The organism is Paraburkholderia phenazinium (genome assembly GCF_900100735.1).
Lineage (GTDB): Bacteria > Pseudomonadota > Gammaproteobacteria > Burkholderiales > Burkholderiaceae > Paraburkholderia > Paraburkholderia phenazinia.
Genome location: NZ_FNCJ01000004.1, coordinates 283680 through 309558, shown reverse-complemented (window position 1 = coordinate 309558; position 25879 = coordinate 283680). Strand labels below are relative to the sequence as shown.

Annotated in this window: 28 protein-coding genes; 13 read left to right on the top strand and 15 right to left on the bottom strand. The window is 63.2% G+C overall.

What is annotated here, in order from left to right; translation table 11 throughout:
- Positions 1-16: 16 nt before the first annotated feature.
- The 3 genes from BLQ92_RS11760 (at position 17) to BLQ92_RS11750 (ending at position 3679) form a co-directional block, all read left to right on the top strand.
- Positions 17-766 (top strand): electron transfer flavoprotein subunit beta/FixA family protein, encoded by a 750-nt coding sequence (locus BLQ92_RS11760; RefSeq protein ID WP_090684507.1) that lies wholly within the window; start codon positions 17-19, stop codon positions 764-766.
- Between the two features lie 78 nt (positions 767-844).
- Positions 845-1780, top strand: a complete 936-nt coding sequence (locus tag BLQ92_RS11755) for an electron transfer flavoprotein subunit alpha/FixB family protein (RefSeq protein ID WP_090684857.1) — start codon at positions 845-847, stop codon at positions 1778-1780.
- A 108-nt stretch (positions 1781-1888) separates the two neighbouring features.
- Positions 1889-3679, top strand: a complete 1791-nt coding sequence (locus BLQ92_RS11750; protein ID WP_090684505.1) for an acyl-CoA dehydrogenase — start codon at positions 1889-1891, stop codon at positions 3677-3679.
- Between the two features lie 13 nt (positions 3680-3692).
- On the opposite strand, the gene BLQ92_RS11745 is transcribed toward BLQ92_RS11750, so the two are convergent.
- The 3 genes from BLQ92_RS11745 to BLQ92_RS11735 form a co-directional block, all read right to left on the bottom strand.
- Complete coding sequence (locus BLQ92_RS11745) at positions 3693-4010, bottom strand: type II toxin-antitoxin system RelE family toxin (RefSeq protein WP_090684503.1); 318 nt, start codon at positions 4008-4010, stop codon at positions 3693-3695.
- Entirely contained in the window at positions 4010-4261 is a 252-nt protein-coding gene (locus BLQ92_RS11740; protein ID WP_090684502.1) for a type II toxin-antitoxin system Phd/YefM family antitoxin, read from the bottom strand. The genes BLQ92_RS11745 and BLQ92_RS11740 overlap by 1 nt, the downstream gene beginning before the upstream one ends.
- Positions 4262-4389: 128 nt before the next feature.
- Entirely contained in the window at positions 4390-5676 is a 1287-nt protein-coding gene (locus tag BLQ92_RS11735; protein ID WP_090684500.1) for a D-amino acid dehydrogenase, read from the bottom strand.
- 169 nt (positions 5677-5845) lie between these two features.
- On the opposite strand from BLQ92_RS11735, the gene BLQ92_RS11730 reads away from it, so the two are divergent.
- Entirely contained in the window at positions 5846-6334 is a 489-nt protein-coding gene (locus tag BLQ92_RS11730) for an Lrp/AsnC ligand binding domain-containing protein (RefSeq protein ID WP_074300378.1), read from the top strand.
- 124 nt (positions 6335-6458) lie between these two features.
- On the top strand, positions 6459-7583 hold the full coding sequence (locus BLQ92_RS11725; protein ID WP_090684856.1) for a PA0069 family radical SAM protein: 1125 nt from the start codon (positions 6459-6461) through the stop codon (positions 7581-7583).
- Positions 7584-7665: 82 nt separating this feature from the next.
- On the opposite strand, the gene BLQ92_RS11720 is transcribed toward BLQ92_RS11725, so the two are convergent.
- Positions 7666-8133 carry a TM2 domain-containing protein gene (locus BLQ92_RS11720; protein WP_090684498.1) on the bottom strand — a complete coding sequence of 156 codons (468 nt, stop codon included), beginning with the start codon at positions 8131-8133 and terminating at the stop codon, positions 7666-7668.
- Positions 8134-8474: 341 nt separating this feature from the next.
- Between BLQ92_RS11720 and rpsP the strand changes: the two genes are divergently transcribed.
- The 6 genes from rpsP to BLQ92_RS11690 all read left to right on the top strand — a co-directional run bounded on the left by rpsP (position 8475) and on the right by BLQ92_RS11690 (position 12745).
- The gene (rpsP, locus tag BLQ92_RS11715) at positions 8475-8729 is read left to right on the top strand and encodes a 30S ribosomal protein S16 (protein ID WP_006050280.1); all 255 of its coding nucleotides are present in this window, start codon (positions 8475-8477) and stop codon (positions 8727-8729) included.
- A 144-nt stretch (positions 8730-8873) separates the two neighbouring features.
- Complete coding sequence (gene rimM / locus BLQ92_RS11710) at positions 8874-9590, top strand: ribosome maturation factor RimM (protein ID WP_090684496.1); 717 nt, start codon at positions 8874-8876, stop codon at positions 9588-9590.
- 25 nt (positions 9591-9615) lie between these two features.
- Entirely contained in the window at positions 9616-10383 is a 768-nt protein-coding gene (trmD, locus tag BLQ92_RS11705; RefSeq protein WP_090684494.1) for a tRNA (guanosine(37)-N1)-methyltransferase TrmD, read from the top strand.
- A gap of 141 nt (positions 10384-10524) precedes the next feature.
- Positions 10525-10911 (top strand): 50S ribosomal protein L19, encoded by a 387-nt coding sequence (gene rplS / locus BLQ92_RS11700; protein WP_020069334.1) that lies wholly within the window; start codon positions 10525-10527, stop codon positions 10909-10911.
- Positions 10912-11004: 93 nt separating this feature from the next.
- Positions 11005-11688 (top strand): CoA pyrophosphatase, encoded by a 684-nt coding sequence (locus BLQ92_RS11695; RefSeq protein ID WP_090684492.1) that lies wholly within the window; start codon positions 11005-11007, stop codon positions 11686-11688.
- A 118-nt stretch (positions 11689-11806) separates the two neighbouring features.
- A complete protein-coding gene (locus tag BLQ92_RS11690) occupies positions 11807-12745 on the top strand; it encodes a CobD/CbiB family protein (RefSeq protein ID WP_090684490.1) in 939 nt (312 codons plus the stop codon).
- Between the two features lie 59 nt (positions 12746-12804).
- On the opposite strand, the gene BLQ92_RS11685 is transcribed toward BLQ92_RS11690, so the two are convergent.
- The 3 genes from BLQ92_RS11685 to BLQ92_RS11675 all read right to left on the bottom strand — a co-directional run bounded on the left by BLQ92_RS11685 (position 12805) and on the right by BLQ92_RS11675 (position 15385).
- Complete coding sequence (locus BLQ92_RS11685) at positions 12805-13125, bottom strand: putative signal transducing protein (protein WP_090684855.1); 321 nt, start codon at positions 13123-13125, stop codon at positions 12805-12807.
- A gap of 68 nt (positions 13126-13193) precedes the next feature.
- Positions 13194-14129: a ribosome small subunit-dependent GTPase A gene (rsgA, locus tag BLQ92_RS11680; protein ID WP_090684487.1), complete on the bottom strand. Its 936-nt coding sequence runs from the start codon at positions 14127-14129 to the stop codon at positions 13194-13196.
- Complete coding sequence (locus BLQ92_RS11675; protein ID WP_090684485.1) at positions 14126-15385, bottom strand: M48 family metallopeptidase; 1260 nt, start codon at positions 15383-15385, stop codon at positions 14126-14128. Before BLQ92_RS11675 ends, rsgA begins: the two co-directional genes overlap by 4 nt.
- A gap of 138 nt (positions 15386-15523) precedes the next feature.
- On the opposite strand from BLQ92_RS11675, the gene orn reads away from it, so the two are divergent.
- A complete protein-coding gene (gene orn, locus BLQ92_RS11670) occupies positions 15524-16132 on the top strand; it encodes an oligoribonuclease (RefSeq protein WP_090684854.1) in 609 nt (202 codons plus the stop codon).
- 14 nt (positions 16133-16146) lie between these two features.
- Here the strand turns inward: orn and mog are convergent, their stop codons facing one another.
- Complete coding sequence (gene mog, locus BLQ92_RS11665; protein ID WP_090684483.1) at positions 16147-16773, bottom strand: molybdopterin adenylyltransferase; 627 nt, start codon at positions 16771-16773, stop codon at positions 16147-16149.
- Positions 16754-17365: a ribosome biogenesis factor YjgA gene (yjgA, locus tag BLQ92_RS11660; protein WP_090684481.1), complete on the bottom strand. Its 612-nt coding sequence runs from the start codon at positions 17363-17365 to the stop codon at positions 16754-16756. Before yjgA ends, mog begins: the two co-directional genes overlap by 20 nt.
- Before the next feature lie 139 nt (positions 17366-17504).
- Between yjgA and pmbA the strand changes: the two genes are divergently transcribed.
- Entirely contained in the window at positions 17505-18878 is a 1374-nt protein-coding gene (pmbA, locus tag BLQ92_RS11655) for a metalloprotease PmbA (protein ID WP_175772276.1), read from the top strand.
- Between the two features lie 158 nt (positions 18879-19036).
- Here pmbA and BLQ92_RS11650 read toward each other — a convergent pair whose 3' ends face one another.
- The 6 genes from BLQ92_RS11650 to BLQ92_RS11625 all read right to left on the bottom strand — a co-directional run bounded on the left by BLQ92_RS11650 (position 19037) and on the right by BLQ92_RS11625 (position 25871).
- Positions 19037-19564 carry a dihydrofolate reductase gene (locus BLQ92_RS11650; RefSeq protein ID WP_090684479.1) on the bottom strand — a complete coding sequence of 176 codons (528 nt, stop codon included), beginning with the start codon at positions 19562-19564 and terminating at the stop codon, positions 19037-19039.
- Positions 19565-19675: 111 nt separating this feature from the next.
- Positions 19676-21298 (bottom strand): sigma-54 dependent transcriptional regulator, encoded by a 1623-nt coding sequence (locus BLQ92_RS11645; RefSeq protein ID WP_090684852.1) that lies wholly within the window; start codon positions 21296-21298, stop codon positions 19676-19678.
- A gap of 24 nt (positions 21299-21322) precedes the next feature.
- A complete protein-coding gene (locus BLQ92_RS11640; RefSeq protein ID WP_090684851.1) occupies positions 21323-22762 on the bottom strand; it encodes a DNA-binding protein in 1440 nt (479 codons plus the stop codon).
- A gap of 106 nt (positions 22763-22868) precedes the next feature.
- On the bottom strand, positions 22869-23687 hold the full coding sequence (locus tag BLQ92_RS11635; protein WP_090684477.1) for a peptidase C39: 819 nt from the start codon (positions 23685-23687) through the stop codon (positions 22869-22871).
- Between the two features lie 6 nt (positions 23688-23693).
- The gene (locus BLQ92_RS11630; RefSeq protein WP_090684475.1) at positions 23694-24404 is read right to left on the bottom strand and encodes a C39 family peptidase; all 711 of its coding nucleotides are present in this window, start codon (positions 24402-24404) and stop codon (positions 23694-23696) included.
- A 66-nt stretch (positions 24405-24470) separates the two neighbouring features.
- Complete coding sequence (locus tag BLQ92_RS11625; RefSeq protein WP_090684473.1) at positions 24471-25871, bottom strand: hypothetical protein; 1401 nt, start codon at positions 25869-25871, stop codon at positions 24471-24473.
- Positions 25872-25879 lie beyond the last annotated feature (8 nt).

The following is a 25879-nucleotide window of genomic DNA, read 5'->3' as shown; positions in this document are numbered from 1 at the left end:
ACTTTGGAGCGTGTGCATGAAAATCCTGGTGCCAGTCAAGAGAGTGGTCGATTACAACGTGAAAGTCCGGGTGAAGTCGGACGGCACGGGCGTCGACATCGCGAATGTAAAGATGTCGATGAACCCCTTCGACGAAATCGCCGTGGAAGAGGCGGTGCGTCTGAAGGAAGCGGGCGTGGCGACGGAAGTGATCGCCGTGTCGGCAGGCGTGACGCAGGCGCAGGAAACGCTGCGTACGGCGCTGGCCATCGGCGCAGATCGCGCCATCCTGATCGAGTCGAACGAAGATCTGCAGCCGCTGGCCGTCGCCAAGCTGCTGAAGGCGCTGGTCGACAAGGAACAGCCGTCGCTGGTCATTCTCGGCAAGCAGGCTATCGACGACGATTCGAACCAGACCGGCCAGATGCTGGCTGCGCTGGCGAACCTGCCGCAGGCGACGTTCGCCTCGAAGGTTGTCGTGGCGGACGGCAAGGCAACGGTGTCGCGCGAAGTGGATGGCGGAGCGGAAACGCTGGCGCTGACGCTGCCGGCCGTGATCACCACCGACCTGCGCCTGAACGAGCCGCGTTATGTGACGCTGCCGAACATCATGAAGGCGAAGAAGAAGCCGCTGGAAACGCTCAAGCCCGAAGACCTGGGTGTCGATGTGAGCCCGCGCCTGAAGACGCTGAAAGTCGTCGAGCCGGCCAAGCGCAGCGCCGGTGTGAAGGTTGCCGACGTGAAGACGCTGGTCGAGAAGCTGAAGACCGAAGCCAAGGTGCTCTAAGGACAACTGCAACAAGCTTGCATGGGACCGGAGTAAGCGCTAAAGCGCCAACTCCGGTCGACACAGGAGATGGACGAAATGACGATTCTGGTAATCGCGGAACACGACAACGCGTCGCTGAAAGCGGCGACGCTGAACACGGTCGCAGCAGCGGCGAAGATTGGTGGCGATGTGCACGTGCTGGTTGCCGGCCACAACGCGCAAGGCGCAGCAGCGGCAGCTGCCAAGGTGGCAGGCGTTGCCAAAGTGTTGCTGGCCGATGCGCCGCAACTCGAAGCAGGCCTCGCAGAAAACGTCGAAGCTACGGTGCTGAACATTGCGAAGGACTACTCGCACATCCTCGCGCCGGCTACCGCTTACGGCAAGAACATCGCACCGCGTATCGCGGCGAAGCTCGATGTCGCGCAGATCAGCGACATCACCGCAGTGGACAGCGCCGATACGTTCGAGCGCCCGATCTACGCGGGTAACGCCATCGCCACGGTGCAGTCGAGCGATCCGATCAAGGTCATCACGGTGCGTACCACCGGCTTCGATCCGGTCGCAGCAGAAGGCGGCAGCGCTGCAGTCGAAACGATCCAGGCAGCAGCCGACAGCGGTCTCTCGCAGTTCGTGAGCCGTGAAGTGACGAAGCTGGATCGTCCGGAACTGACCTCGGCATCGATCATCGTTTCCGGTGGCCGCGGTCTGGGCAGCGGCGAGAACTACACCAAGGTGCTCGAGCCGCTGGCCGACAAGCTGGGCGCGGCACTGGGCGCCTCGCGCGCGGCAGTGGACGCAGGCTTCGTGCCGAACGACTACCAGGTGGGCCAGACCGGCAAGATCGTCGCACCGCAACTGTACGTCGCGGTCGGCATCTCGGGTGCGATCCAGCATCTGGCCGGCATGAAAGACTCGAAGGTCATCGTGGCGATCAACAAGGACCCGGAAGCGCCGATTTTCAGCGTGGCCGATTATGGTCTGGTGGGCGATCTGTTCACGGTGGTGCCGGAGCTGGTGAGCGAGCTCGGCTAACCCTGACGACGCCATAAGACGGCGTCCGGCAGCAAACGAAGGGACGCAGGGACCGTTAGTCCAGCGTCCCTTTTTTATATCGCAATCGCAGGCAGGAGGAGAACTGAAATGAGCTATACGGCGCCCGTCAAGGACATGCTGTTCGTGATGAAAGAACTGGCCGCACTCGAAGAGATCGCGACGCTGCCGGGCTTTGAAGATGCCAACCTCGACACGGCCCAGGCCGTGCTCGAAGAATCGGCCAAGCTGTGCGGCGAGGTGCTGGCGCCGTTGAACGTTGAAGGCGACCGCAATCCGAGTAGCTGGAAGGACGGCAAGGTCACGGCCACGCCGGGTTTTGCCGACGCGTTCCGCCAGTTCGCCGAGGGCGGCTGGCAAGGCGTGCAGCATCCTTTGGACTACGAAGGCCAGGGGCTGCCGAAGCTGATCGCCACGGCCTGTATCGAGATGCTGAACGCGTCGAATCTGTCCTTTGCCTTGTGCCCGCTGCTCACGGATGGCGCGATCGAGGCGCTGCTCACGGCCGGCACCGACGAGCAGAAGCAAACCTATGTGCCCAAGCTGATCTCTGGCGATTGGACCGGCACGATGAACCTCACCGAGCCGCAGGCCGGCTCGGATCTGGCGCTGGTGCGCACCCGCGCCGAACCGCAGGGCGACGGCTCGTTCAAGCTGTTCGGCACCAAGATTTTCATCACATGGGGCGAGCACGACATGGCGAAGAATATCGCCCATCTCGTGCTGGCGCGGACCCCGAACGCACCGGAAGGCGTGAAGGGCATTTCGCTCTTTATCGTGCCGAAGTTCCTAGTCAACGCAAACGGCTCGCTCGGCGAGCGCAACGATGTGCATTGCGTGTCGATTGAGCACAAGCTCGGCATCAAGGCGAGCCCGACAGCCGTGCTGCAGTTCGGCGATCACGGCGGCGCGATCGGTCATCTGATCGGCGAAGAGAATCGCGGTCTCGAGTACATGTTCATCATGATGAACGCCGCGCGTTTTGCGGTGGGCATGCAAGGTGTCGGCGTGTCGGATCGTGCCTATCAGAAGGCGGTGGCGTATGCGAAGGACCGCGTGCAAAGCCGTCCGGTCGATGGCTCGGCTAAACAGTCGGTGTCGATCATTCACCACCCGGACGTGCGCCGCATGCTGGCGACGATGCGCGCCTTGACCGAGGGCTCGCGCTCGCTCGCTTATGTGGCCGCTGCGCATTGCGATATCGCGCATCGTCACCCGGACGAAGCGAAGCGCAATGAGCATCAGGCGATCTACGAATTTCTCGTGCCGATCGTGAAGGGCTGGAGCACGGAGCTGTCCATCGACGTGACGAGTCTCGGCGTACAGGTGCACGGCGGCATGGGCTTTATCGAAGAAACGGGCGCCGCACAGTACTACCGCGACGCGCGGATTCTGCCGATCTACGAAGGCACCACCGCGATTCAGGCGAACGATCTGATCGGCCGCAAGACCTTGCGTGACGGCGGTGCGGTGGCAAAGTCGCTGCTGGCCGGTATTGCCGAGACTGTCGAGACGCTTGGCGCGCAGCAAGGCGCGGCGTTCAAGTCGATGCAGCAGCAGCTTGCGCAGGGGCATCGTGCGCTGGCAGCGGCGGTGGAGTTCGTGCTCGCCAATACGAAGCGCGATCCGAATGCGGTGTTTGCCGGCAGCGTGCCGTATCTGAAGCTGGCGGGTATCGTGCTGGGCGGCTGGCAGATGGCGCGGGCCTTGCTGGCCGCCGCCGAGAAGCGTGCTGAAGATCCGTCGTTCTATGGCGCGAAGATCGCGACTGCGCAGTTCTATGCAGAGCATGTGCTGCCGCAGGCGTCGGCGCTGGAAGCGTCGATTGTCAGCGCGAAGGGGGATGAGGGGGTGCTGGCGTTGTCGGAAGATCAGTTCTGAACGCCGAGGCGCGTCAATCTTCTTCCAGGGTTCGCGCCTCGTCCCACGCGGCAGCGGCGGCCTCGTAGATGCCGCCGTCGCGACGGCCCGCCGCGAGTACGACGATGTCTGGCGGGTCCCTGCTATCACGGACCAGGTAAGCGAGCCGGTAGCCGACTCCTCGCAGCTTGATCTTGTAGCAATCGATGAGCGGTGAGCGAAGTTCTGCGCCTGGTACCCGCGGGGTTTCCAGACGTTTCTTCAGCGCCGTCTTGAAAAGAGCTTTGACCGAACCATCGAGACCTGCCCAGTCTTCGAGTGCTTCAGGGATGAATCGGAGTTCGTGCGGCATTAAAGGTCGTCGAGGTTGACCTTGATCGCGCGGCCGACCGACTTGATACGGGATTGCACGAGAGTGGCCAGTTGACGCTCGTCGTACAGATCGGCCATTTGAGCCATCAATTCTGGCGATACCGTATAGAAGGCTGGGCGGTTGTGGTTGAGCACGGCAACAGGTTGACCGTGTGCTTCTTCAACCACTTTCCCCGGGTTCTGCTTGAACTCCGAGATGCTGACGCTGAGCAGGCTGTGGATATTTTCCATGTTGACACCAAATAGGTCAAAATTTAGACCTATTTTACGCCACATTGGCGGCGTGTGCTCGTTAGAACTAGCTATGCACGGCGGCACTTGGGTCAAAACACGCCCAGCGCCACCACGCCGTCATCCTATCAAGCGTACGCCGGCCGGCTGGCGCCGCCCGTTTCGCCGAGATAGCGGTGCACCGACAGATCGTCCGCCTGGATCGCAGGCTGTTTGCCCGACATCAGGTCGGCGAGCAACTGGCCTGAGCCGCACGACATGGTCCAGCCAAGCGTGCCGTGGCCGGTATTCAGGAACAGATTCGACACGGGCGTGCGGCCGACAATCGGCGTGCCGTCCGGCGTCATCGGACGCAGTCCGGTCCAGAAGCTGGCCTTGGCGGTATCGCCGCCGCCCGGGAACAGGTCGTTCACGCACAGTTCGAGCGTTTCGCGGCGCGCCTGGCGCAGCGACTTGTCGAAGCCGACGATCTCCGCCATGCCGCCCACGCGAATCCGGTCGTCGAAACGCGTGATGGCGATCTTGTAGGTTTCGTCGAGCACCGTCGAGACCGGCGCAGCCGCCGCGTTGACGATAGGCGCCGTGATCGAATAGCCCTTGAGCGGATAGACCGGAATCTTGACGATGTCCGTGAGGAATTTCGTGGAGTACGAACCGAGCGCCACGACAAATGCGTCGGCACGCACCAACTCGCTGCCGCACTGCACGCCGGCGATCCGGCCGCCCGACATGCCGAGTGCGTCGATCGGCGTGTTGTAGCGGAACTTCACGCCGAGCTCTTCGGCGAGCGCGGCAAGGCGCGTGGTGAACAACTGGCAATCGCCGGTTTCGTCGCCCGGCAGACGCAGCCCGCCGGTCAGCTTGTGCGCGGTTGCGGCGAGTGCCGGTTCGGCGCGCGCCACTTCGGCCGACGACAGCAGTTCGTACGGCACATTGGCGTCTTTCAGCACAGCGATGTCTTTTGCCGCACCATCGAATTGCTGCTGGGTGCGGAACACCTGCAGCGTGCCGCCAGTGCGCCCTTCGTACTGGATGCCGGTGTCGGCGCGCAGCGCTTGCAGGCAGTCGCGGCTGTATTCGGCGAGGCGCACCATGCGGCCCTTGTTCACCGCGTAGCGCGAGGAGGTGCAGTTTTGCAGCATTTGCCACATCCACTGCAACTGGAATTGCGTGCCATCAAGCCGGATGGCGAGCGGCGCGTGCTTCTGGAACATCCATTTGACGGCCTTCAGCGGCACGCCCGGTGCGGCCCACGGCGATGCGTAGCCCGGCGAAATCTGGCCGGCGTTGGCAAAGCTCGTTTCGAGCGCCGGGCCGGCTTCGCGATCGATCACGGTCACTTCGTGACCCGCGCGCGCAAGATAATAAGCGCTCGTCACCCCGACGACGCCACTGCCCAAAACGACGACTCGCATAGCTGCTCCAGAAGGTTCTTTGGGGCTTGCGCGCCCGCCGGTGACTCACCTCGTTTGTAGATAGTTCGATTAACGAGGTGATACGCGTTAAGCCCAGTGTTAACCGCTATACTATTGAGTGTCTTGTAGGTTTTGTTATCGTATTTTTCAGATTTTCAGTAAAAAGACCATGCGAACCCAGCGTCAACCGATCCGCGCGCTCGACAAGCTCGATCACAAGATTCTCAGGCTGCTGCAACAGGACGGCCGGATGGCGATGAAGGATCTCGCCGAGCAGGTCGGGCTGTCGGTCACGCCGTGCATCGAACGGGTCAAGCGCATGGAGCGCGACGGCGTAATTACCGGCTACCACGCGCGCGTCAATCCGGCTGAACTGGGCGCGGCGCTGCTGGTGTTCGTCGAGATCACGCTCGACCACAAAAGCGGCAATATGTTCGACCAGTTCCGCCGCGAAGTGCAGAAGATCCCCGAGGTGCTGGAATGCCACCTGGTGTCGGGCGACTTCGACTATCTGATCAAGGCGCGGATCGGCGAGATGGCCGATTACCGGAAACTGCTCGGCGATATCTTGCTGCAATTGCCGGGCGCGGTGCAGTCGAAGAGCTATGTCGTGATGGAAGAAATCAAGGAAACCTTGACGATCGCGGTCGGCGAGTAAGGCGCCGCGGTCGCGCTGCAATCACCTCGCGACGGGACTCGACAAACGGCTCAAACACTGTATATTTGTACAGTATTGTTTGAGCCTTTTTCGTTTCCGCTTTTCGCTTGCGTTGGACCGCGCCGTGACCGATTCCGTCCCCGAATATCCGATCGCCCCGCCCACGCCCCGCAAGGGGCGCGGCGCCGTGACGAACCTGCAGGGCCGCTATGAAGTCGACCAGCGTGAAGCGGTGGACGACGGCTGGGTGCAGCACGAGGAAGAAGAGGGCGGGCCGCCCGCGTTGCGCACGCAGGTTTTCGACGAACGGGCGAAAACCATTTTGACTCGTAACGCGTCGCCAGACATTCCATTTAGCGTGTCGCTCAACCCGTATCGGGGGTGCGAACACGGCTGCATCTACTGCTTTGCGAGGCCCACGCATAGTTATCTAGGCTTGTCGCCGGGGCTCGATTTCGAAAGCCGGATCTACGCGAAGGTCAACGCGCCGGAATTGCTCGAGCGGGAGCTGGCGAAGAAGTCCTATGTGCCGGAGCCGATCGCCTTGGGCGTCAATACGGACGCCTGGCAGCCCGTCGAGCGTGATTTGCGTCTCACACGCCGGGTGATCGAAGTGTTGAGCGCCCACGGCCATCCGTTTGCGGCTATTACGAAATCGTCGCTGATCGAGCGCGATCTGGACCTGCTGGCGCCCATGGCCGCGCGCGGACAGTTCATGGCGGCGATTACAATCACCACTCTGGACGCCGACATCGCCCGCACGCTCGAACCTCGCGCAGCGACGCCAGCGAGGCGGTTGCGCACCATCCGTACGCTGAGCGAGGCCGGTATACCGGTTGGGGTGAGCATTGCGCCGGTGATTCCCTTCGTCACCGAGCCGGACATGGAGCGGGTCCTGGAGGCGTGTGCCGAAGCCGGGGCGAGCAACGCCAGCTATATCGTGCTGCGCCTGCCGTGGGAGGTTGCGCCGCTGTTCAAGGACTGGCTCGCGGCGCATTTTCCGGATCGCGCGGAGCGGGTGATGAGCCGGGTGCGCGACATGCGCGGCGGCAAGGATTACGACGCCAGCTTTGCAAGCCGCATGAAGGGCGAAGGCCCGTGGGCGGACCTATTGAAGCAGCGCTTTCATCAAGCCGTGCGCCGGCTCGGTCTGAATGAGCGGAAGCGAGGCATTCTCGATATGTCGCAGTTTATGCGTGCGCAGCCGCCTCGCGCCGGGCGCGACAATGGGCAAATGACGCTGTTCTAGCCAGGTTGCGTGCTACACAAGACCGCATGCGAACGGTCCAGGCGCCTACCGCAGGGGTGGGCGGTCGTGATAGATCTGCCTACTATTGAGACAGCGCCTTGGCCGCTTGAACCTGCGATTCGAAATACGTCTGAAACGACAGGGCGAGGCCGGTCATCAGCAGCATCGCGCCGATAAACAGCGAAAAGATCACCACGAAAATGACGGCCCAGCCCGAACGGCTACGCTGCTGGGTCTGCGCGTTGAATTGCGCGTCCCATTTTTCATCGGGGCGCAGGCCATAGACGATCGCCGAGAGGAACGCGGCAAACAGCGAGACCGCGCCCGGCACGGCCAACACCCAGCCGAGCGTCGAAGCGCGCTCGCTGGCGACCAGCAGCAGAACCCCGGGAATGCCGAGCAGCGTGCAGATCAGGTGAACCCAGCCGTAGATGTCGCGCTTTCCATATAGATAGAAGCGGTGCGCGCCGAGGCTGCCGAAGAAGAAGGCAAGTGCTGCGGTGATTGTCTTGGACCTGAAGCGTGGCGAATTCGAGACGCGGCTGGACATGTGGGCGAGAGTTCTGTGACGGGCGGTCGAAGCGACCGGCGCGCAGGTGTGCGCGGACCGAGGCGCATTCTACGCCGGGGGCGTGGTAGCAACCACGTTCCACGCTGATAGATTGAATTTGCCGGTTGCCAGGCGCCCGTCTGCCTTGGCGCCGGCGATGCCGGGCGCCGGGCTTCCCGTCAGGAAATTCGGGCCATTTGACGGGCTTCGGCCCACCGGCCTGGATCGCTTGCGCAGCCTCGTGTGCGACTTTATCCCGGTCAGTGTTTGTTATGGCTTCAGTTTCCCGCTATAATCGCGTGTTTCAGTGGTTCCGAACCCCGGTTTTCAAGGATTCTAGTATGGTCATCATCCGCTTGGCTCGTGGCGGCTCCAAGAAGCGCCCGTTCTACAACATCGTCGCAACCGATTCGCGTAACCGTCGTGACGGCCGCTTCATCGAACGCGTTGGCTTCTACAACCCGGTCGCTACGAAGGGTGAGTCGCTGCGTATCGCTCAAGACCGCCTGACGTACTGGCAAGGTGTTGGCGCACAACTGTCGCCGACGGTCGAGCGTCTCGTGAAGGAAGCGCAAAAGGCGCAGCCGGCTGCTTAATGGTAGCTAGCATGTGCATCGCCGGCGGCTCGCGCAGCTTGCGCGAGGTGTCCGATGCGCGCGTTTTGCTGCAGGTTTCAGCAAAAGCGCAGGCAGCGAGGTTGAACCCGCGGTTGAACCTGATGCGCGCTATGAGGCTCACTCATGTCTGAGCGTGATTCAGGAAGTTCACGTCGCACCAAGGCCGCTCAGGTATCCGGGCAGGCACCGTTCGGCGCATTCGTCCGCAAGCCGGTCGAGCGCGCCCCGGGCAAGGCCAAACCGGATGCCGCCAGTACCGCTCCGGCTGCCGCAGCAATGCGTGCCGAAACGGCCGAAAGCTGGCCGGACGACGCGGTCGAAGTGGGTGCGATTGTCGACGCTTACGGCCTTAAGGGCTGGGTCAAGGTAGCCGCGCATGCGGATGCCGGACGTGGCGGCGACGCGTTGCTGAGCGCGAAACGCTGGTGGCTGATGAAAGGCCGCGAGCGCAGTTCGGCACCGGCGCTGCAGGCAAAGATACATAGCGACAGCATTGTGGCCCATCTGGGCGGCACGGCTGACCGCGACGAGGCGCTCGCGCTGCGTGGCACTCGTGTGTACATCTGCCGTAGCGATTTCCCGGCGCTCGAAGCTGACGAATTCTACTGGGTCGATTTGCTCGGCCTGGATGTCGTGAACCTCACCGGGGTGTCCCTCGGCAAGGTGGCCGACATGATCGACAACGGTGCGCACTCGGTGTTGCGCATCGAATACCCGGCTACCGGCAAAGACGGCCAGCCGGCAACTGGCGAACGCTTGATCCCGTTCGTCGGTGTCTATGTCAAAACGGTTGACCAGAAGGCGAAGCAGATCACCGTCGACTGGGAAGCTGACTATTAAACGAGCTCGTTGACCGGAGAGAGCGATGCAGTTCGATGTCGTCACGCTCTTTCCTGAGATGTTTCGTGCGCTGACCGACTGGGGTATCACCAGTCGCGCGGCGAAGCAGGAGCGCTACGGTTTGCGTACGTGGAATCCGCGCGATTTCACAACCGACAACTATCGTACGATCGACGATCGCCCGTACGGCGGTGGCCCAGGCATGGTGATGCTGGGCAGGCCGCTGGAAGACGCGATCGGTGCGGCGAAAGCCGCGCAGGCGGAGCAGGGCATTACTGGCTCGCGCGTCGTGATGATGTCCCCGCAAGGTGCGACGCTCAATCACGAACGGGTGATGCGGTTTGCCGCCGAACCTGGCCTGATCGTGCTGTGCGGTCGTTATGAAGCGATCGACCAGCGCCTGATCGATCGTTGCGTCGACGAAGAAGTGAGCCTCGGCGATTTCGTGCTGTCGGGCGGCGAATTGCCGGCCATGGCGCTGATGGATGCCGTGGTACGTCAGTTACCCGGCGTGCTGAACGACTCGCAATCGGCGGTGCAGGATAGTTTCGTCGACGTGCTGCTGGATTGTCCGCATTACACGCGCCCTGAGGAATACGAAGGCGTGCGGGTGCCCGATGTGCTGCTCGGCGGCCATCATGCGGAGATCGAGCTGTGGCGCCGGCGCGAAGCGCTGCGCAACACGTGGCACAAGCGGCCCGATCTGATCGAGAAGGCCAGAAAGAACAAGATGTTGAGCCGTGCCGATGAGGCATGGCTTGCAAGTCTCGCGAAGGAAGCATCGAAGGCGTAAAGCCCCGGTGTCACTAGCGAATAGGCGGCGCCGCACATGCGTGTACGGTGCCTGATGTGAACCCATCCTCTATCGGGGCCGTAGCCAAGTGTTTTCACGAGGCAGGTACGAACGCCGACAAGATGGCATTAGGAGTCAGTGATGAATCTGATTGCAAAACTCGAGCAGGAAGAAATCGCGCGCGCCCTCGGCGAGAAGACCATCCCCGAATTCGCCCCCGGCGACACGGTGATCGTCAGCGTGAACGTGGTTGAAGGTACGCGTAAGCGTGTTCAGGCTTACGAAGGCGTCGTTATCGCCAAGCGTAACCGTGGTCTGAATTCGTCGTTCATCGTCCGTAAGATTTCGTCGGGCGAAGGCGTCGAGCGTACGTTCCAGACGTACTCGCCGCTGCTGGCAAGCATCGTCGTGAAGCGTCGTGGCGATGTGCGTCGTGCCAAGCTGTACTACCTGCGCGACCGGTCGGGCAAGTCGGCCCGGATCAAGGAAAAGCTGGTCTCGAAAGACCGCGCTGCTTCCCAGGCGTAAAAGCTGTAAGAAAAAGCACCCTTCACGGGTGCTTTTTTGTTTGTTGGGTCAAAATAGCGGCATGCCCTATAAAAGCTCGTTCCGAGAGTCCCGTTGACCCGCCCCGTCCTCCAGCCCGAAACCCTGCCTGTCGAATCGACGGGCGACGATCTGCCACTGGTTGCTCCCGCACGTCTGACGCCTGACGGCTTGCGCGCCCGCTTCGAGCAGCGTCTCTCGTGGACGCCCGAACAACCGGGCGACGCACGCTGGAAGGAGTTCGGCGATCCGCGGGTCGCAGCGGTGCTGGTGCCGCTCGTGGTGCGGGACGAGGGCCTCACGGTGTTGCTGACGCAGCGCGCCGACCATCTTAATGATCATGCCGGCCAGGTGAGTTTTCCCGGCGGCCGTCACGAACCGTTCGACGCCAACGCAACGGCCACGGCCTTGCGCGAGGCGCAGGAGGAGGTCGGTCTCGATCCCGCGCGCGTGGAAGTCCTCGGTTGCTTGCCGGACTATCTGACCGGCACCGGGTTTCGCGTTACGCCTGTGGTTGGGCTGGTGCATCCGCCGTTTACCGTCGAAGCCGACTCACTTGAAGTGGCGGAAGTCTTCGAGGTGCCGCTGCGTTTTCTGATGGACCCGTCTCATCATGAAGTGCGGGTGTTTCGCTGGGAAGGCGGCGAACGGCGTTTTTTTACAATGCCTTATCCCCGTCACGACGCGGCCGGAGATTACTTCATCTGGGGTGCAACGGCCGGCATGCTACGCAATTTTTATCGCTTCCTGGCCGCATGAACGGCGCGCAAGCGGCCCGGGTGTCGCGGCTTTGCAACCCTCGCTGCGCTCAGTCTCATCCGACCCTGTGCTATCGTTATAAAACAATCGTAAAAACTCGAAAAGCACGGCGCATCGCATGACTTTTTTCTCCGTATTGCTGGCTCTGATTATTGAACAGGTCCGCGCGCTATCGCCGAATAATCCGGTGTCTGCGTTGCTTCAATATCATGCGGAGTCGGCGGCGCACGGGTTCGATGCCGGCAAGCCCAAGCACGGGCTGCTCGCGTGGCTCGTGGTGGTGGTGCCCTGGACGCTGGCCGTCGCGCTCGTCTACTACGTGCTCTATCACATCAACTTTGTGCTGGCGTTCCTGTGGAACGTCGTGATCGTGTATTTCACGCTCGGCTTTCGCCAGTTCAGCCATTACTTTACGGACATTCACCTCGCGCTCAACAACGACGACGTGCCGCGCGCGCGCGAAATCCTCACGGAATGGACCGGCCTCGATACGGTCGACATGCCCGTCAGTGAGATCGTGCGCCATACGCTGATTCATGCGGTGGTGGCGTCGCACCGCCATGTGTTCGGCGTGTTCTTCTGGTTCCTTGTGCCGGTCGGGCCGGCGGGCGCGGTGCTGTACCGGATCGCGGAATACCTTGCACGCGCCTGGTCGCGTCCGGCAGATGACCGTACCGTGGCGTTTTCGAGTTTCGCGCAACGCGCGTTCTTCGTGATCGACTGGGTGCCGGCGCGGCTCACCTCGTTGGGCTTTGCGATTGTCGGCAATTTCGAAGACGCGATCTACGCCTGGCGCAACCATGCGCGCCAATGGCCCGATGCGAATGACGGCGTGTTGCTCGCGGCCGGCAGCGGTGCGTTGGGCGCGCGCCTGAGCGGGCCGCTCGCCGAGCCGTCGAGCCTTGACGCGCTGGCGACCGGCGATGGCGACGCGCTGCCGGTCGGCGACGACTGCACGCCGCGCACGCTGCAATCGGCCGTGGGCCTCGTGTGGCGTGCCGTGATCCTGTGGATGATTTTGCTGCTGATGCTGACGATCGCAGTCTGGCTCGCCTGAGGCTAGCGGGTGGCTAGACCGGCCGCCCCAGCGGCGCGCCGTTAGCGTCGTCCCGAGCCTTAACCGTCAAGCGGATCGCGCGCGGTCCCGCACTGCCAGCACACCGTGAATTGCGCTTCGAGCGTCTCGCCGCACTGGGCGCAACGCCATGACGGGGCGCCCGCGCCCGGTCCATGCGCGGCCACATCAATCAGCTTGCGCGCCATCGCTTCATCGCGTTCGTCGACGAGCCACAGCTCAGGCGCACACTGATCCGCCGGAATCTCCCCAAGCGCGCCGTTCAGGTAGCGGTTATGCAACTCGCATGCAATCCCCGCCGTCGCCAGCACATTGATCCAATGCTGTCCGATCAGCAGATTCGGCGCGCGCATCAGTTTCATCATGGCTGGACATCCGTAGCGGCGGGGTGAGGCGGGTTAAGCGAGGTGCGTTAAGGGAACCGCAGCGCTCAGCGAACGATCTGGCTCGCCTCATGAACCAGTTGCGCATACAACGCATGCCGCGCAGGCATAATGCGCCCGTCGGCGACCGCTTCGAGAATCGCACACCCCGGTTCCTGCAGATGATGGCAGTTGTAGAAGCGGCAATTGGGCAGCAGTGGCCGGAACTCGGGGAACGCGCGCTCGAGCTTGCCTTCGGTCAGATGGTGCAGGCCGAACTCCTGAAACCCCGGCGAATCGATCAGCGCGCCACCATCCGGCAGCGGATACAAGCGCGTGAACGTGGTCGTATGGCGTCCGCTATTCAAGGCGGTCGAGATCTCGCGCGTCGCCACCTCGGCATTGGGCACCACCAGGTTCACCAGTGTCGACTTGCCCATCCCCGATTGCCCAAGCAGCAGCGTCGCATGACCGCGCAGGTGCTCGTCGAGCGCGGCCCGAGCGGCCTCCGGCTGAGTCTTGATCGACAGCTCGACCACGGTATAGCCGAGCGCCTGATAGCGGGCGAGCCGCGTGCGGGCGCCGGCCAACTCGGCCGCGACGTCGGTCTTGTTCAGCACGATCAGCGGCTTCAGCTCGTTCGCCTCGGCGGCCACCAGTGCACGGCCGAGCAGATCCTCGCTGAAGTGCGGCTCGGTGGCGAGCACGATCAGCAGTTGATCGAGATTGGCCGCGAACAGCTTCGATTTGTACTGGTCGGAGCGGTAGAGCAGGTTGCGCCGCTCACCGATCTCGACGATCACACCTTGATCGGCCGAGGTCGGTTCGTAGATCACGCGATCGCCGACCGCCACTTCGCTGCGTTTGCCGCGCGGGAAGCACTGCAGCATGGCGCTGCCGTCTTCCGGCGCGACCAGGTAGTGACGCCCATGGGCCGCGATGACGATGCCGCCCACGCGCGTCGTGGACGGCGCGCGGGCCGCTTTCGGGGAACGGGCGCTCATGCGTGCCGCAGCAGGCGGTCGATCCGCTGCGACGCCGGCGGATGCGAGTAATAGAACGCGGTGTAGAGCGGGTCGGGGGTGAGGGTCGAGGCGTTGTCCTCGTACAGCTTCACGAGCGCGTTGACCAGATCCTGCGCATCGGTCTGGGTGGCGGCGAACGCATCGGCTTCGAACTCGTGCTTGCGCGAGGTGAGGCTGCTAAGCGGTGTGACGAAGAACAGGAACACTGGCAATGCGAGGAAGAACAGCACCAGCGCGAGCCCGCTGTTGCCGCCCAGCAGCGATGGCCGCACGCCGAGCCCCTCGTAGAACCACACGCATTGCATGAGCCAGCCGAGCAGCGCGAGCATCACGAGGCTGACGGCGAAAATCACAATCATTCGCTTGATTACATGGCGGCGCTTGAAGTGGCCGAGTTCGTGGGCGAGCACGGCTTCGATCTCGCTGCCCGACAGGCGCGCGAGCAGGGTGTCGAAGAACACGATGCGCTTGGCGGCGCCGAAGCCCGTGAAGTACGCATTGCCGTGCGCGGAGCGGCGGCTGCCGTCCATTACGAACAAACCCTTGGCGGCAAAACCGCAGCGCTTCATCAGCGCTTCGATGCGGTTTTTCAGCGCTTCGTCCTTGAGCGGTTCGAACTTGTTGAAGAGCGGCGCGATGAACGACGGATACAGCACCAGCACCAGCAACTGGAACACCACCCACACCACCCAGGTCCACAGCCACCACAGGCTGCCGGCCTGGTTCATCAGCCACAGCACGACGAACAGCAGCGGCAGGCCGAAGGCTGCGCCGAGCAGCAGGCCCTTGATGCGGTCGGCGAAAAAGATGCCCTTGCCCATGCGGTTAAAGCCAAAGCGCTCTTCGATCACGAACTGCCGGTAGTAGTCGAAGGGCAGGTCGATCACGCCGGTGATCGCAACCACCGCTGCGATCAGCCCGATCTGGCCGAGGTAGCCGCGGCCGAGCCAGTCGGAAATCGCCAGGTCGAGCGCCTGCACGCCGCCCAGCAGCGTGAGTCCGATCAGCACGCCCGCGCTGACGACAATCTCGAGCATCGTGAGGCGGGTGCGTTCGATCGTGTAGTCGGCGGCACGCTGGTGCGCGGTGAGCGCGATGGTCGCCGCAAACTGGCCCGGCACCTGCTCGCGATGGGCCGCGACGAAGCGGATTTGCCGCGACGCAAGCCAGAGCTTGATGCCGACCATCGCCAAGACGGCGATGGCGAACAGAACGGAGAAGTACAGGGTAGGCATCCGGGGAATCCGTGGTATCTATGCGAGAATTATATGTTTCTTCCCGCCGGCTGGCGGGGCCACGCTCAAACGAACTGTTTCAACGGTGCTATGGCGCGTCCTGCCGGGCCGCGCGGCGCTGTTCACAAGGCTGCCTTCATGACTGACATCCTCGAATCCGCTGGCGAGCCCACGCTCGTGCGCAGCGACATGAACCTGATCTGGCTGGACATGGAAATGACCGGGCTCGAACCGGATACCGACCGCATCATCGAGATCGCCGTGGTCGTGACCAATTCCACGCTCGACAAGGTGGTCGAAGGCCCGGTGCTCGCCATCCACCAGAGCGACGAAACGCTCGCCAAGATGGATCAGTGGAACCAGAACACCCATGGCCGCTCGGGGCTGATCGACCGGGTGCGCGCCTCGACGGTCAGCGAAGCGGACGCCACCGTGCAGATTCGCGAATTCCTCGGTCAGTACGTGCCGCCGGGCAAGTCGCCAATGTGCGGCAACTCCATTTGCCAGGACCGCCGTTTCATGGCGCGCTGGATGCCGGATCTGGAAACCTTCTTCCATTACCGCAATCTCGACGTGAGCACGCTGAAGGAATTGTGCCGCCGCTGGCAGCCGGCCATCTACAAAGGCTTCCAGAAGCGCGCCATGCATACGGCGCTGGCCGACATTCACGAATCGATCGACGAGCTCAAGTACTACCGTGAGCATTTTCTGATCCCGGCGGCCAGCGCGCCGGTTGCCGAAGCCTGAAAGAAGCGCGCCGCTCAGTCCTGACGCGGCGCACGCACGGCGTTCTTGGGCCGGAACGCCTTCGCCACGGCGTCGTTGGTTTCGATATACGGACCGCCGATCAGATCGATACAGTACGGTACCGCGGCAAAAATGCCCGGTACCTTCACTGCACCCGCCTCGTCGCGCAAACCTTCCAGCGTTTCCCGAATCGATTTGGGCTGCCCCGGCAGATTCACGATCAGCGCCGCATGTTCGGGCGTTTCACGGATTACCGCGACCTGGCGCGACAAAATGGCCGTCGGCACGAAGTTCAGGCTGATCTGGCGCATCTGCTCGCCGAAGCCCGGCATTTCCTTGGTCCCCACCGCGAGCGTCGCCTCTGGCGTCACGTCGCGGCGTGACGGCCCGGTGCCGCCCGTGGTCAGCACCAGATCGCAGCCGGCTTCGTCCACCAGTTCGGTGAGCGTCGCGGAGATGGTCGGCGCGTCATCCTGAATCAGCCGGGTCGTGGCCTGCCACGGCGATGTCAGCGCCGCGCCCAGCCATTCCTGCAGGGCGGGGATCCCTTTGTCCTCGTAGACGCCCGTGCTGGCGCGGTCGCTGATCGAGACCAGCCCGATCACAAGCTCGTCGGGATGGTTACGCGCGATCTTCGTCATCGTCGTCTTCCGGGGCGTCGTGCGCGTCGTCCGCGGCTGCTGCCGGGCCGTCAGCGTTCTTGATCCACTGGAACAACTCGCGGAAATAGCGCGGCGGCTTGCTCTGCTGCGCTTCCTTACGAGCGTTGCGGATCAGCGTACGGCCGGTCTGCGGGTCGGCCGCCGGGTGCTGGCGGATGAATTCGGTCAGCGCGGCGTCGTCGGCGAGCAGCTTTTCGCGGGTGCGCTCGATCCAATGCATGCGCGCCGTTTCGGCCTTGTTGACGCCGTTGTACGAATCCAGCGCGGTGCGCAGCGCGGCCGTTTCGTCGTCGTGCAGCGAGCGCATGACGCGGCCCACGTACTGGACCTGGCGGCGTTTGCCCTCGTGATCGGTGATGCGGCGGGCTTCGCGCACGGCGTCGTCGAGCTTTTCGGGCATCGGCATGCGCTTCAAGGCGTCTTTCGGCAGCGCGATCAGCGCCTCCCCTAGCTCCTGCAGCGCGTGCATTTCGCGCTTGAGCTGGGACTTGCTGGGACGGTCATACCCGTTCTCGTCGATCTCTGGCTCGGCGGCGGGTTCCATCGGTTGAATGCGGGTTTTACGTGTCATACCGTTATTGTAGCGTGCCGCACGCTGGCGAATGCCAGGTACGGCGGCGCGGACCTTGCTATGATCGCGGGATACGTAGCGACGTACTTGAGAACACACCGGAGGGCCGCTCGCGGCCTCGAACAGGACGGCAACGAATATGGCAGCAGAAGACATGGACGTCAGACAGCGCTTTTTCCCGCATACCCAGGATGAACTGAAGGAAATCGCCTCGGACATCCTGCGTCACGCAAAGTCGCTCGGCGGCACCGACGCGGCGACCGAAATCTCCGAGGGCGACGGCCTGTCCGTCTCCGTGCGGCGTGGCGAGGTCGAGACGATCGAACACAACCGCGACAAGATGGTCGGCGTGACGGTGTTTATAGGCAACAAGCGCGGCAACGCGAGCACTTCCGACTTTTCTTCGCAGGCTTTGAAGGATACGGTCGCTGCCGCCTACAACATCGCCCGCTTCACGGCGGAAGACGATTGTGCGGGCCTCGCGGAAACCGAACTGCTCGAAACCGCGCCGCGCGACCTCGATTTGTATCATCCGTGGAATCTCACAGCCGACGAAGCGGTTGAGATCGCCCGCCGCGCCGAAGATGCGGCGTTCGCCACCGACCCGCAAATCCGCAATTCGGAAGGCGCGAGCGTCTCGGCGCAGCATTCGCAGTTCGTGCTGGCCACCTCGCGCGGTTTCCTCGCCGGCTACCCGTATTCGCGCCACTACGTGGCGTGCGCGCCGATCGCAGGCAGCGGCCGCAACATGCAGCGCGACGACTGGTACACCTCGCAGCGCAGCGCGGCCGAGCTGGCCGACCCGGAAGCGATTGGCCGTTACGCGGCGCAACGGGCGCTGGCGCGCATCGGCGCGCGCGGCCTCGACACCCGCAAGGTGCCGGTGCTGTTCGAAGCGCCGCTGGCAGCGGGCCTGCTCGGTGCATTCGTGCAGGCGGTGAGCGGCGGTGCGCTGTACCGCAAGACCTCGTTCCTTGTCGACAGTCTCGGCAAGCCGGTGTTCGCACCGCACGTGCAGGTGGTTGAAGACCCGCACGTGGCCCGCGCCATGGGCAGCGCGCCGTTCGACGAAGAAGGCGTGCGCACGAAACAGCGCTCGGTGGTGAAGGACGGCGTGGTCGAAGGCTATTTCCTGTCTACCTATTCGGCGCGCAAGCTTGGCATGCAGACCACCGGCAACGCCGGCGGCTCGCACAACCTGTCGTTGCTGAGCTCGAAGACGCGTCCCGAGGACGATTTCGAGGCGATGCTGAAGAAACTCGGCACGGGCTTGCTGCTGACCGAACTGATGGGGCAGGGCGTCAACTACGTGACGGGCGACTATTCGCGCGGCGCGTCGGGCTTCTGGGTGGAGAACGGCAAGATTCAGTACCCGGTGGAAGAGATCACCGTGGCGAGCACGCTGCAGGAGATGTTCCACCATATCGTCGCAATCGGCGCGGATACGCTGGTGCGCGGCACCAAGCAAACCGGCTCGGTGCTGATCGAACGGATGACGATTGCCGGTCAGTAAGGCCGCTTAAGGCCATCCAAGGTCAGGTAAGGCTGGCGGTAATCCAGCTAATCCAGCTAAAGCTGGTAATGCCGCCGAGTCGACCGTCAACGCCGCAAACAAAAACGCCAGGAAAGCAGGCTTCCCTGGCGTTTTTTATTGCGGCAGCCTGCGCGCGGTCAGGCCGGCTGGCGTTGCTCGCCTGCCGCCGCCGGTGTGCGGCGGTACGTCACGAATGCATAATCGAACTCGTTGGGCGCGTGGGCCCGATGCGTCTCGTGGGCGACTTCCTCCCATTCTTGCGGGTCGAGCGCGGCAAAGTAGGCGTCGCCTTCGAAGTCGATCGAAATTTCCGTGATGATCAGCTTGTCGGCGTGGCGCAGCCCTTCGGCGTACAACTCGGCGCCGCCGATCAGGAAGGCCTCCGGCGCCTGGTCCTGGGCCGCGAGCTGGAGGGCGTCGTCGAGGTTGGTGGCGGTGTCGCAGCCGGCAAAGCGGCGCTTCGCATCGCGCGTGACGACGATATTGCGCCGTCCGGGCAGCGGCCGGCCGATCGATTCATGGGTTTTGCGGCCCATGATGATGGGGGCGCCCATCGTCGTGCGCTTGAAGAACGCAAGATCTTCGGGCAGGCGCCAGGGTAACTGGTTGTCGCGGCCGATCACGCCATTGCGGGCGCGAGCGACGATCAGGGTCAGCGTCGTCATCGAGTGAACACGGGAACTTAATCGCTCCGATTCTACCTGACGCCTACGCCGCCCCGGCGAGAACGCTGTGGACGAGGGTGGCGCAGGGCGCGCGGCCCCGCCGCCACGCGCTCATTCGCGCGCCTCGGCCGCGTCGTCGTGCACCCCGTCTTCATCCGCGCTGATCATGTCGCGCAGCCCGTGCGTACCCATCAAGCGGTACAGCGTCACGCGCGAGATGCCCAGATCCACCGCTGCCTCGTTCAAGCGGTGCCGGTGGCGCAGCAAGGCCGCTTCGATGGCGCGCTTCTCAGCGGCCTCGCGGGCCTGCGCGAGACTCATGCTCTGTTGCGCGGTGTAGTGGGCCAGATCGAGGTCTTCCGCCGAAATCAGCTTGTTTTCAGCCATCACGATGGCCCGGCGCACCCGGTTGATCATCTCGCGCACGTTGCCGGGCCAGTTGTAGTTGTACATGGCCTCGATCGCCGACGGCGTGAAGCCGCGGATCTTGCGCGCGCTGTCGGTCTTGAACTTGTGCATGATGTGATGGGCGAGGATCTCGATGTCCTTGCCGCGCGCGCGCAGTGGCGGTTCGTCGACGCGCAGCACGCACAGGCGGTGGAACAGGTCGGCGCGAAAACGCCCGTCGCGCATCGCGACTTCGAGATCGACGTGGGTGGCCGAAATGATCCGCACGTCGATCGGAATCGACTCGCGCCCGCCCAGCCGTTCGATCTTGCCTTCCTGCAGGAAGCGCAGCAGGCTCGCCTGGCTCTCGAGCGGCAGATCGCCGATTTCATCGAGCAGCAGCGTGCCGCCGTCGGCCGCTTCGACCCGGCCGATCTTGCGCTGGTTGGCGCCGGTGAACGCGCCGCGTTCGTAGCCGAACAGTTCGGACTGCAGCAGATGATGCGGAATCGCCCCGCAGTTGATTGCGATGAACGGCGCTTTGCGGCGCCGCGAGCGTTCATGGATGGCGAGCGCGGTGAGCTCCTTGCCGGTGCCCGACTCGCCGGAGATGAATACGCTCGCATCCGTGTTGGCGACCTTGCGGATGGTGCGGAACAGTTGCTGCATGGCCTCGCAGGTGCCGACCATCTCGTCTTCGTCGCCAGGCGTGGCGCTGGCGCCGACTTCATCGGGATCGCACAGCGTGACCATGCCGAACGCGTGGCTGACGAGATAATCGATGGTGGCGTTGGCTACCGGCGTCTTCACATAGTCGAAACAGTAGTGGCGGATCAGGCGGCGCACTTCCGGATCGGTCAGGCGCTCGGAAGTGGAGAGCGCGATCCAGCCGATCTGCTGTTGCCGCAAGCCCGCTTCGAGGCCACCCAGGTCGCGCAGCGCGAAGCTCGCCAGATCGACGACGCCCGCACACACCACGTCGGGTTTGAGCAGACGCGCGACCTCATGCGCCGAGCGCGCGACCAGCACGTTCCAGCCGCGGCTCTTCAGATGGGCGGAGAGCGTCTCGTCCGGCGTGCGCGCGACGTAGAGGAGCGTGCGCTCGACCTGCGCATGCGGCGTTCCGGATGCGTGGTGAGCGCTGGTGGATAGGTCTTGCGTTCGTCCCGCCGCGGCGTCCTGGGGACGCGCTGCAAGGACTTCCGCCGGGCGTGCCAGAACGACTTCTGGCGGGCGCACCACAGGCAGGTCCTGCGCTCGCGCCACGGCAACTTCCTTCGGCCGGGCTAACGACAGGTGCGTGCCTGAGGGCGGCGTAACACTAGACAGATGGGGTGATTCGCGCACGATCAACCTCGTATCGTTGGCACGTCAAAAAGTGTAGGGAAAGCGCACACCGACCACGAAGTTCGGCGTGTCGGGCGTGAGGCCGACCGAAACCGAACCGTTGATCGTCAGGTGCTTGTTCACTACGTGATTCAAGCCGAACGTCAGCGCGGCGGCAGTGGTCTCGCTGCCCGGCACCTTCGAATAGGAACCGCCCGGCGCCTTCGTCTGGGACTCCGGCTCCAGTGCCATCGTGTAGGACACGCTGGCCGAGTCCTTGTCCGAGAACGCCAGCGCCGCGCCGCCGCCGAACTGCACGACGTCGCCGATCTTGACCGTCGCCGGTTCGGTCTGGCCGATAACCGACGAGATATCCGAGAACGAACGTGCAATGTTGTAGGTGTAGGACAGGCTGCCGAACAGCACGACCGGATCGTAGGTCTTCAGGACCGACAGGCCCGCCGTGACGTTCCAGAAGCCGGTGCCGGTGGGCAGCTTGTTGGGGGCGACGAGGTTGGTGTTGTCTGCGTCGACCTGCTGCAGCTTGATGCCGAACGGCGACGAACCGGTCGGTGTCTTGATGCGCAGACTGCCGACCAGGTCCGGCAGGCTATTGGTTTCCTTCAGGATTTCGTAGTACAGCCCGAAGTTGACGTCGCCGATATCGCTCGAATTCGCCGACGCGTCAGAGAGTGTGCTCGCTGCGCCGCCGGCGCCGCCAACGATGAAGTTGCTGTGGCGGTAGATATACGGCACGTCGACATCGACGCTCAGCCGGTCGCTGATGCCGTAGCGCGTGTCGAGGTCCGCCATCACCTGGTGCGACTTGGTCTCGCCCAGGTTGATGTTGCCGAGGAAAATCGCGTCGAGCGCGAGGAAGCCGGACAGTTGCAACTGGCGGCGATCGTAATACGTATCGCTGATGCCCCAGTCGAAGGTCAGCTTGTGGTCGAACAGCGGCGTGTGCTGCTGGCTCTGTACCACGGCATCCTCCGATTGCGTGCGCACCGGCTGCGCCGCTTTCTGGGTTTGCCCAACGGCGCCCGAACCATCGGTAGCCCCCGGCAGGCCGCCGGAGGTGCCGTTATCCGGCACCGGCGGGTTGACCGGCACGCCGGTCGCGGTGCCCGTGCCGCTCCCCGGTGCGGGCGTCCCAGGGTTGACCTGGGCGAGCGGCGGCAGCGGCACCGGCAGGCCGTCGGCGCCGGGCTGTTCGGCAACCGCGCCGTTGTCGGCCGGCGCGCCGTAGCCCGGCGCCCCCTTGCCGCGCTGCGACATTTCGAGGTTGGTGACTTGTTGTTCGAGCGAGTTGATCTGCTTCTGCTGCTCGTCGACCACGCGCATCAGCGTGTTCAGCCGGTCTTCGAGCGATTGATCCGCGAGCGCCTGTGCGGCAGCCCCCTGTGAAAGTGCAAACAGCATCACTGCAAGAGGGATGGCCGCTAACATCACGCGCGGTGTCCCGGTCGTTGAGAATCTGCTCATTTTGTGTTCCCCCGGCATTCTGACCGCGCTTCGCATGTCTCCTTATGCATTGCGCGGACGCTTCGATACTTCGTTTTCCTTCATTTTCAGCGAGTGGCGGCCCGCATCATCTCCTCACGGTGTTTTGCAGAGCTTGTAATACGCCTAGTTGGCGGAGCATCGAGGACGACATCTGTTGCGTCTGCAAATGCAGTTGCAACGCGTTGGCCACTTGCTGGTTGTTGCCTGCAATCTGTAATAGTTGGGCGATCGTGCCGGCTTGTTGTGAAGTACCCGGCATGATGGTTTGTGTAGCGAGGCCTGCGGGCGTTTGCAGCGAGATCGAAATGCCGCCGCTGCCGAAGCTGACTGCGGCCTTCACGGAACCATTCGCGTTGCTGGCGTTGGCGCTCGTCTGGTTGTTGTAGGCGCCGCCCGAGAGGCTGCTCGTCGGCGCATTGAAATCGATCACCGCCTCGTTGGTGCCGGCGTTGCCGTTACCGGCCACCTGGGTGATCTGGGACACGCCGTTGACGCTGGCGTTCTGGCCGCCTGTGGCGCTGGCGTTCGGGTTGGCGCCGCTGCCCCCCGAGGTGTTCGGGCCGACCACGGCGGCCGACGAACTGACTTGTACGCTCGCCTGGTTGAGCGTGTTGGTGACGATGGAAAGCGCGCCCTGGGCGACGGCGGTGGTGCCGTTGGGCAGGTTCCATTGCGACAGCAAATTCACGACCACGCCGGAAATGATGTCGCCGCCGACACCCTTGCCGCTTTGCGATGCGAGGACGCTGTCGTCAACCGGTTGCAGGTCGGCGGCGGCGTCTTCGAAGACGGATGCGGAGGCGCTCGGCATAGACGCGGTCGGCTCGGCAGCGCGCGCGACCGTGGCAAGGCTGCACGTTGCGAAACATAACGCGCAGCCGACGGTGAGAAAGTTTCGATCCATAATGAGTCAGAACAACTCTGCCTTGATCAAACCGTATTCAACAAAGGGAGTCGCTGCCGTACCGTTTTCCAGCGCACGTTCACGCAGCTTTAGCGCGAGCGACTCGTTGCCTTGCAAAAGCGGAGAATCCTCCAAGAATGGCTTGCCGACGACCGCGAACACGAGACCGTTCCACTTCTCGTCGAAGTCCTTTTCCATGATGATGCGATTGCCCAGCGCGGGGTCGGCCACGAAGATGCGGCCGTTTTCCGCATGCTTGACGATCACGAAGTGTTCGTAGCCGTCGCTGTTCATCAGCACGAGCACGGGAATCTGCAGGTGGTAGAGCGCTTCGGGCGCGACCCGGAAGCCGCGGCCGCGCAGGCCGAGCGTTTCGACGAACTTCTTCATGTCGAGCATCGAGAAGCCGTTTTTCACCACCACTTCCGGTGTCGAGAACACCATCATGCGGCGGATCATTTCGGTTTCGGGAATGTCGATGCCGTAGCCGTACTTCAGCAACGTGGCGAGTGCCGCGGACCCGCAGCTATAGTCGTAGCGTTGGGAAACGATGTGGTTGTAGCGAAGATCGCGGATCGAGTGCACTTGCATGTCGAAAGGCACACCCGCCGCGGCATTCATGTTGAGCGCACTCTGGGCATGCCCCGTCTGCGACAGGAAGAGCCCCGCCCCTAGCGCCAGCAAAAATCCAAGCGTTACCCTGCTCACCCCGAACATGGTATTCCCCCTGCGGAGACAGCCGGCCAGCCCGAGGGCTGGCCGGTGCCTTCCTGCGATGAAGCTTTACTTGCCGACCGACACGCTGGCGACTGCGAGGCCGTTGTGTTGGAGATTGCCTACCCCCGACGCGATGTTCACGCCGATGTTGCCGCTGGCGTTCGCGAGAGCGCCGGCGCCGAGCGATGACGACCCGGTGAATTCACCATTGACCCCTGCCGCTGCGGTCTGGCAGTTTTGGTCGCTGGCGATGACTTCGCCGCCGCTATTCGAGCCGCCGCGCATCCAGCCCGAATCGCCGCTGCTGCTTGTGGTCGTAGCCGAGGCAGCGAGGCTGTTGTTTTGCGCGTTGCCGACACCCGATGCGACGTTCACACCGATGTTGCCGGTAGCGCCTGCCAGTGCACCGTTACCGACGGCCGAGACGAAGTTGAAGTCACCCACTTTCGCAGAGCCGATGGAGGCCTGGGTCGAGTAGATCTGCGCCGAGCCGAATACCGGGCCCGCATCCATGTTCGACAGTGCTGCGTCGTTGGACTGTGCGTTGTCCACGCCGGTGGCGATGTTGACGCCGATGTTGCCGTTCGCGAGACCCAGTGCACCGTCGCCGATGGTGGCCGACATCGTCGTCGGCGTTTCGGTGTTGATGTGCTGCGTCACGCTGCCGGAGACGTTGACATAGCCTGCGCTGAGGTCGTTATGCGCGCTCCATCCCCATGCGTTGGCATCGCCGGAGACCTTGCTGCCCTCGTAGTAGCCCGAAGCGCTTTGTTCCCCTGCCTGTGCGAAGTAGCCGGACGAATGTTCTTGTCCCCATGCCGACTGGTGACCGGAAGACTGCTCGGCGAAGTAGCCGCCGTAGTTGTCCGAGGAGTGCGTGTTCAGCGCAGCGGCGAAGCCCGCGGCCACACCACCGAAGATCACGCCATGGCCGCCGCCGATGCCGGCGATGAAGCCGGCTGCCAGATAGCCGTTGGCGCTATTGTGGGTGTTGGAGTAGCCGCCGCCGGCGACCGACCCTTCAAAGCCTTGCTTGAATCCGCTGCTTTCGCCGAAGCTCTGGCCTTGTGCGTAAGCTGCAGCCGATTGCTCTTGCGAGCCTTCAGCAAACTGGCCCGCGGCGAACGACGAGTGAAGCGAGTAGTTCGAACCGCTGCCGCTGCCGTTGAACCAGCTGTTGGTGGCGTTGGTGGTGGTGGTTACCTTGCCGGAGACGTAGCTCTGCGGAGGCGTCTTCATGTCAACGCCGCTGATGTCCACGTTCTGTGTGTTGTTGACAGTGGCGCCCGAGCTGCTCGACACGTCGACTTTGCCGCGCAGCGTGATGAAGCCGAATTCGCCGATGTCGGTATAGACGTTGGTTGCCGTAAAGAGCTCAGCTGGGTCGCAACCGGCTGTGCATTCGGCGTAGGCCGAGCTGACTGCCATCGTCGAAAGAACAGCCGCTGCAATGATAGTGCGCTTCATGATGACGC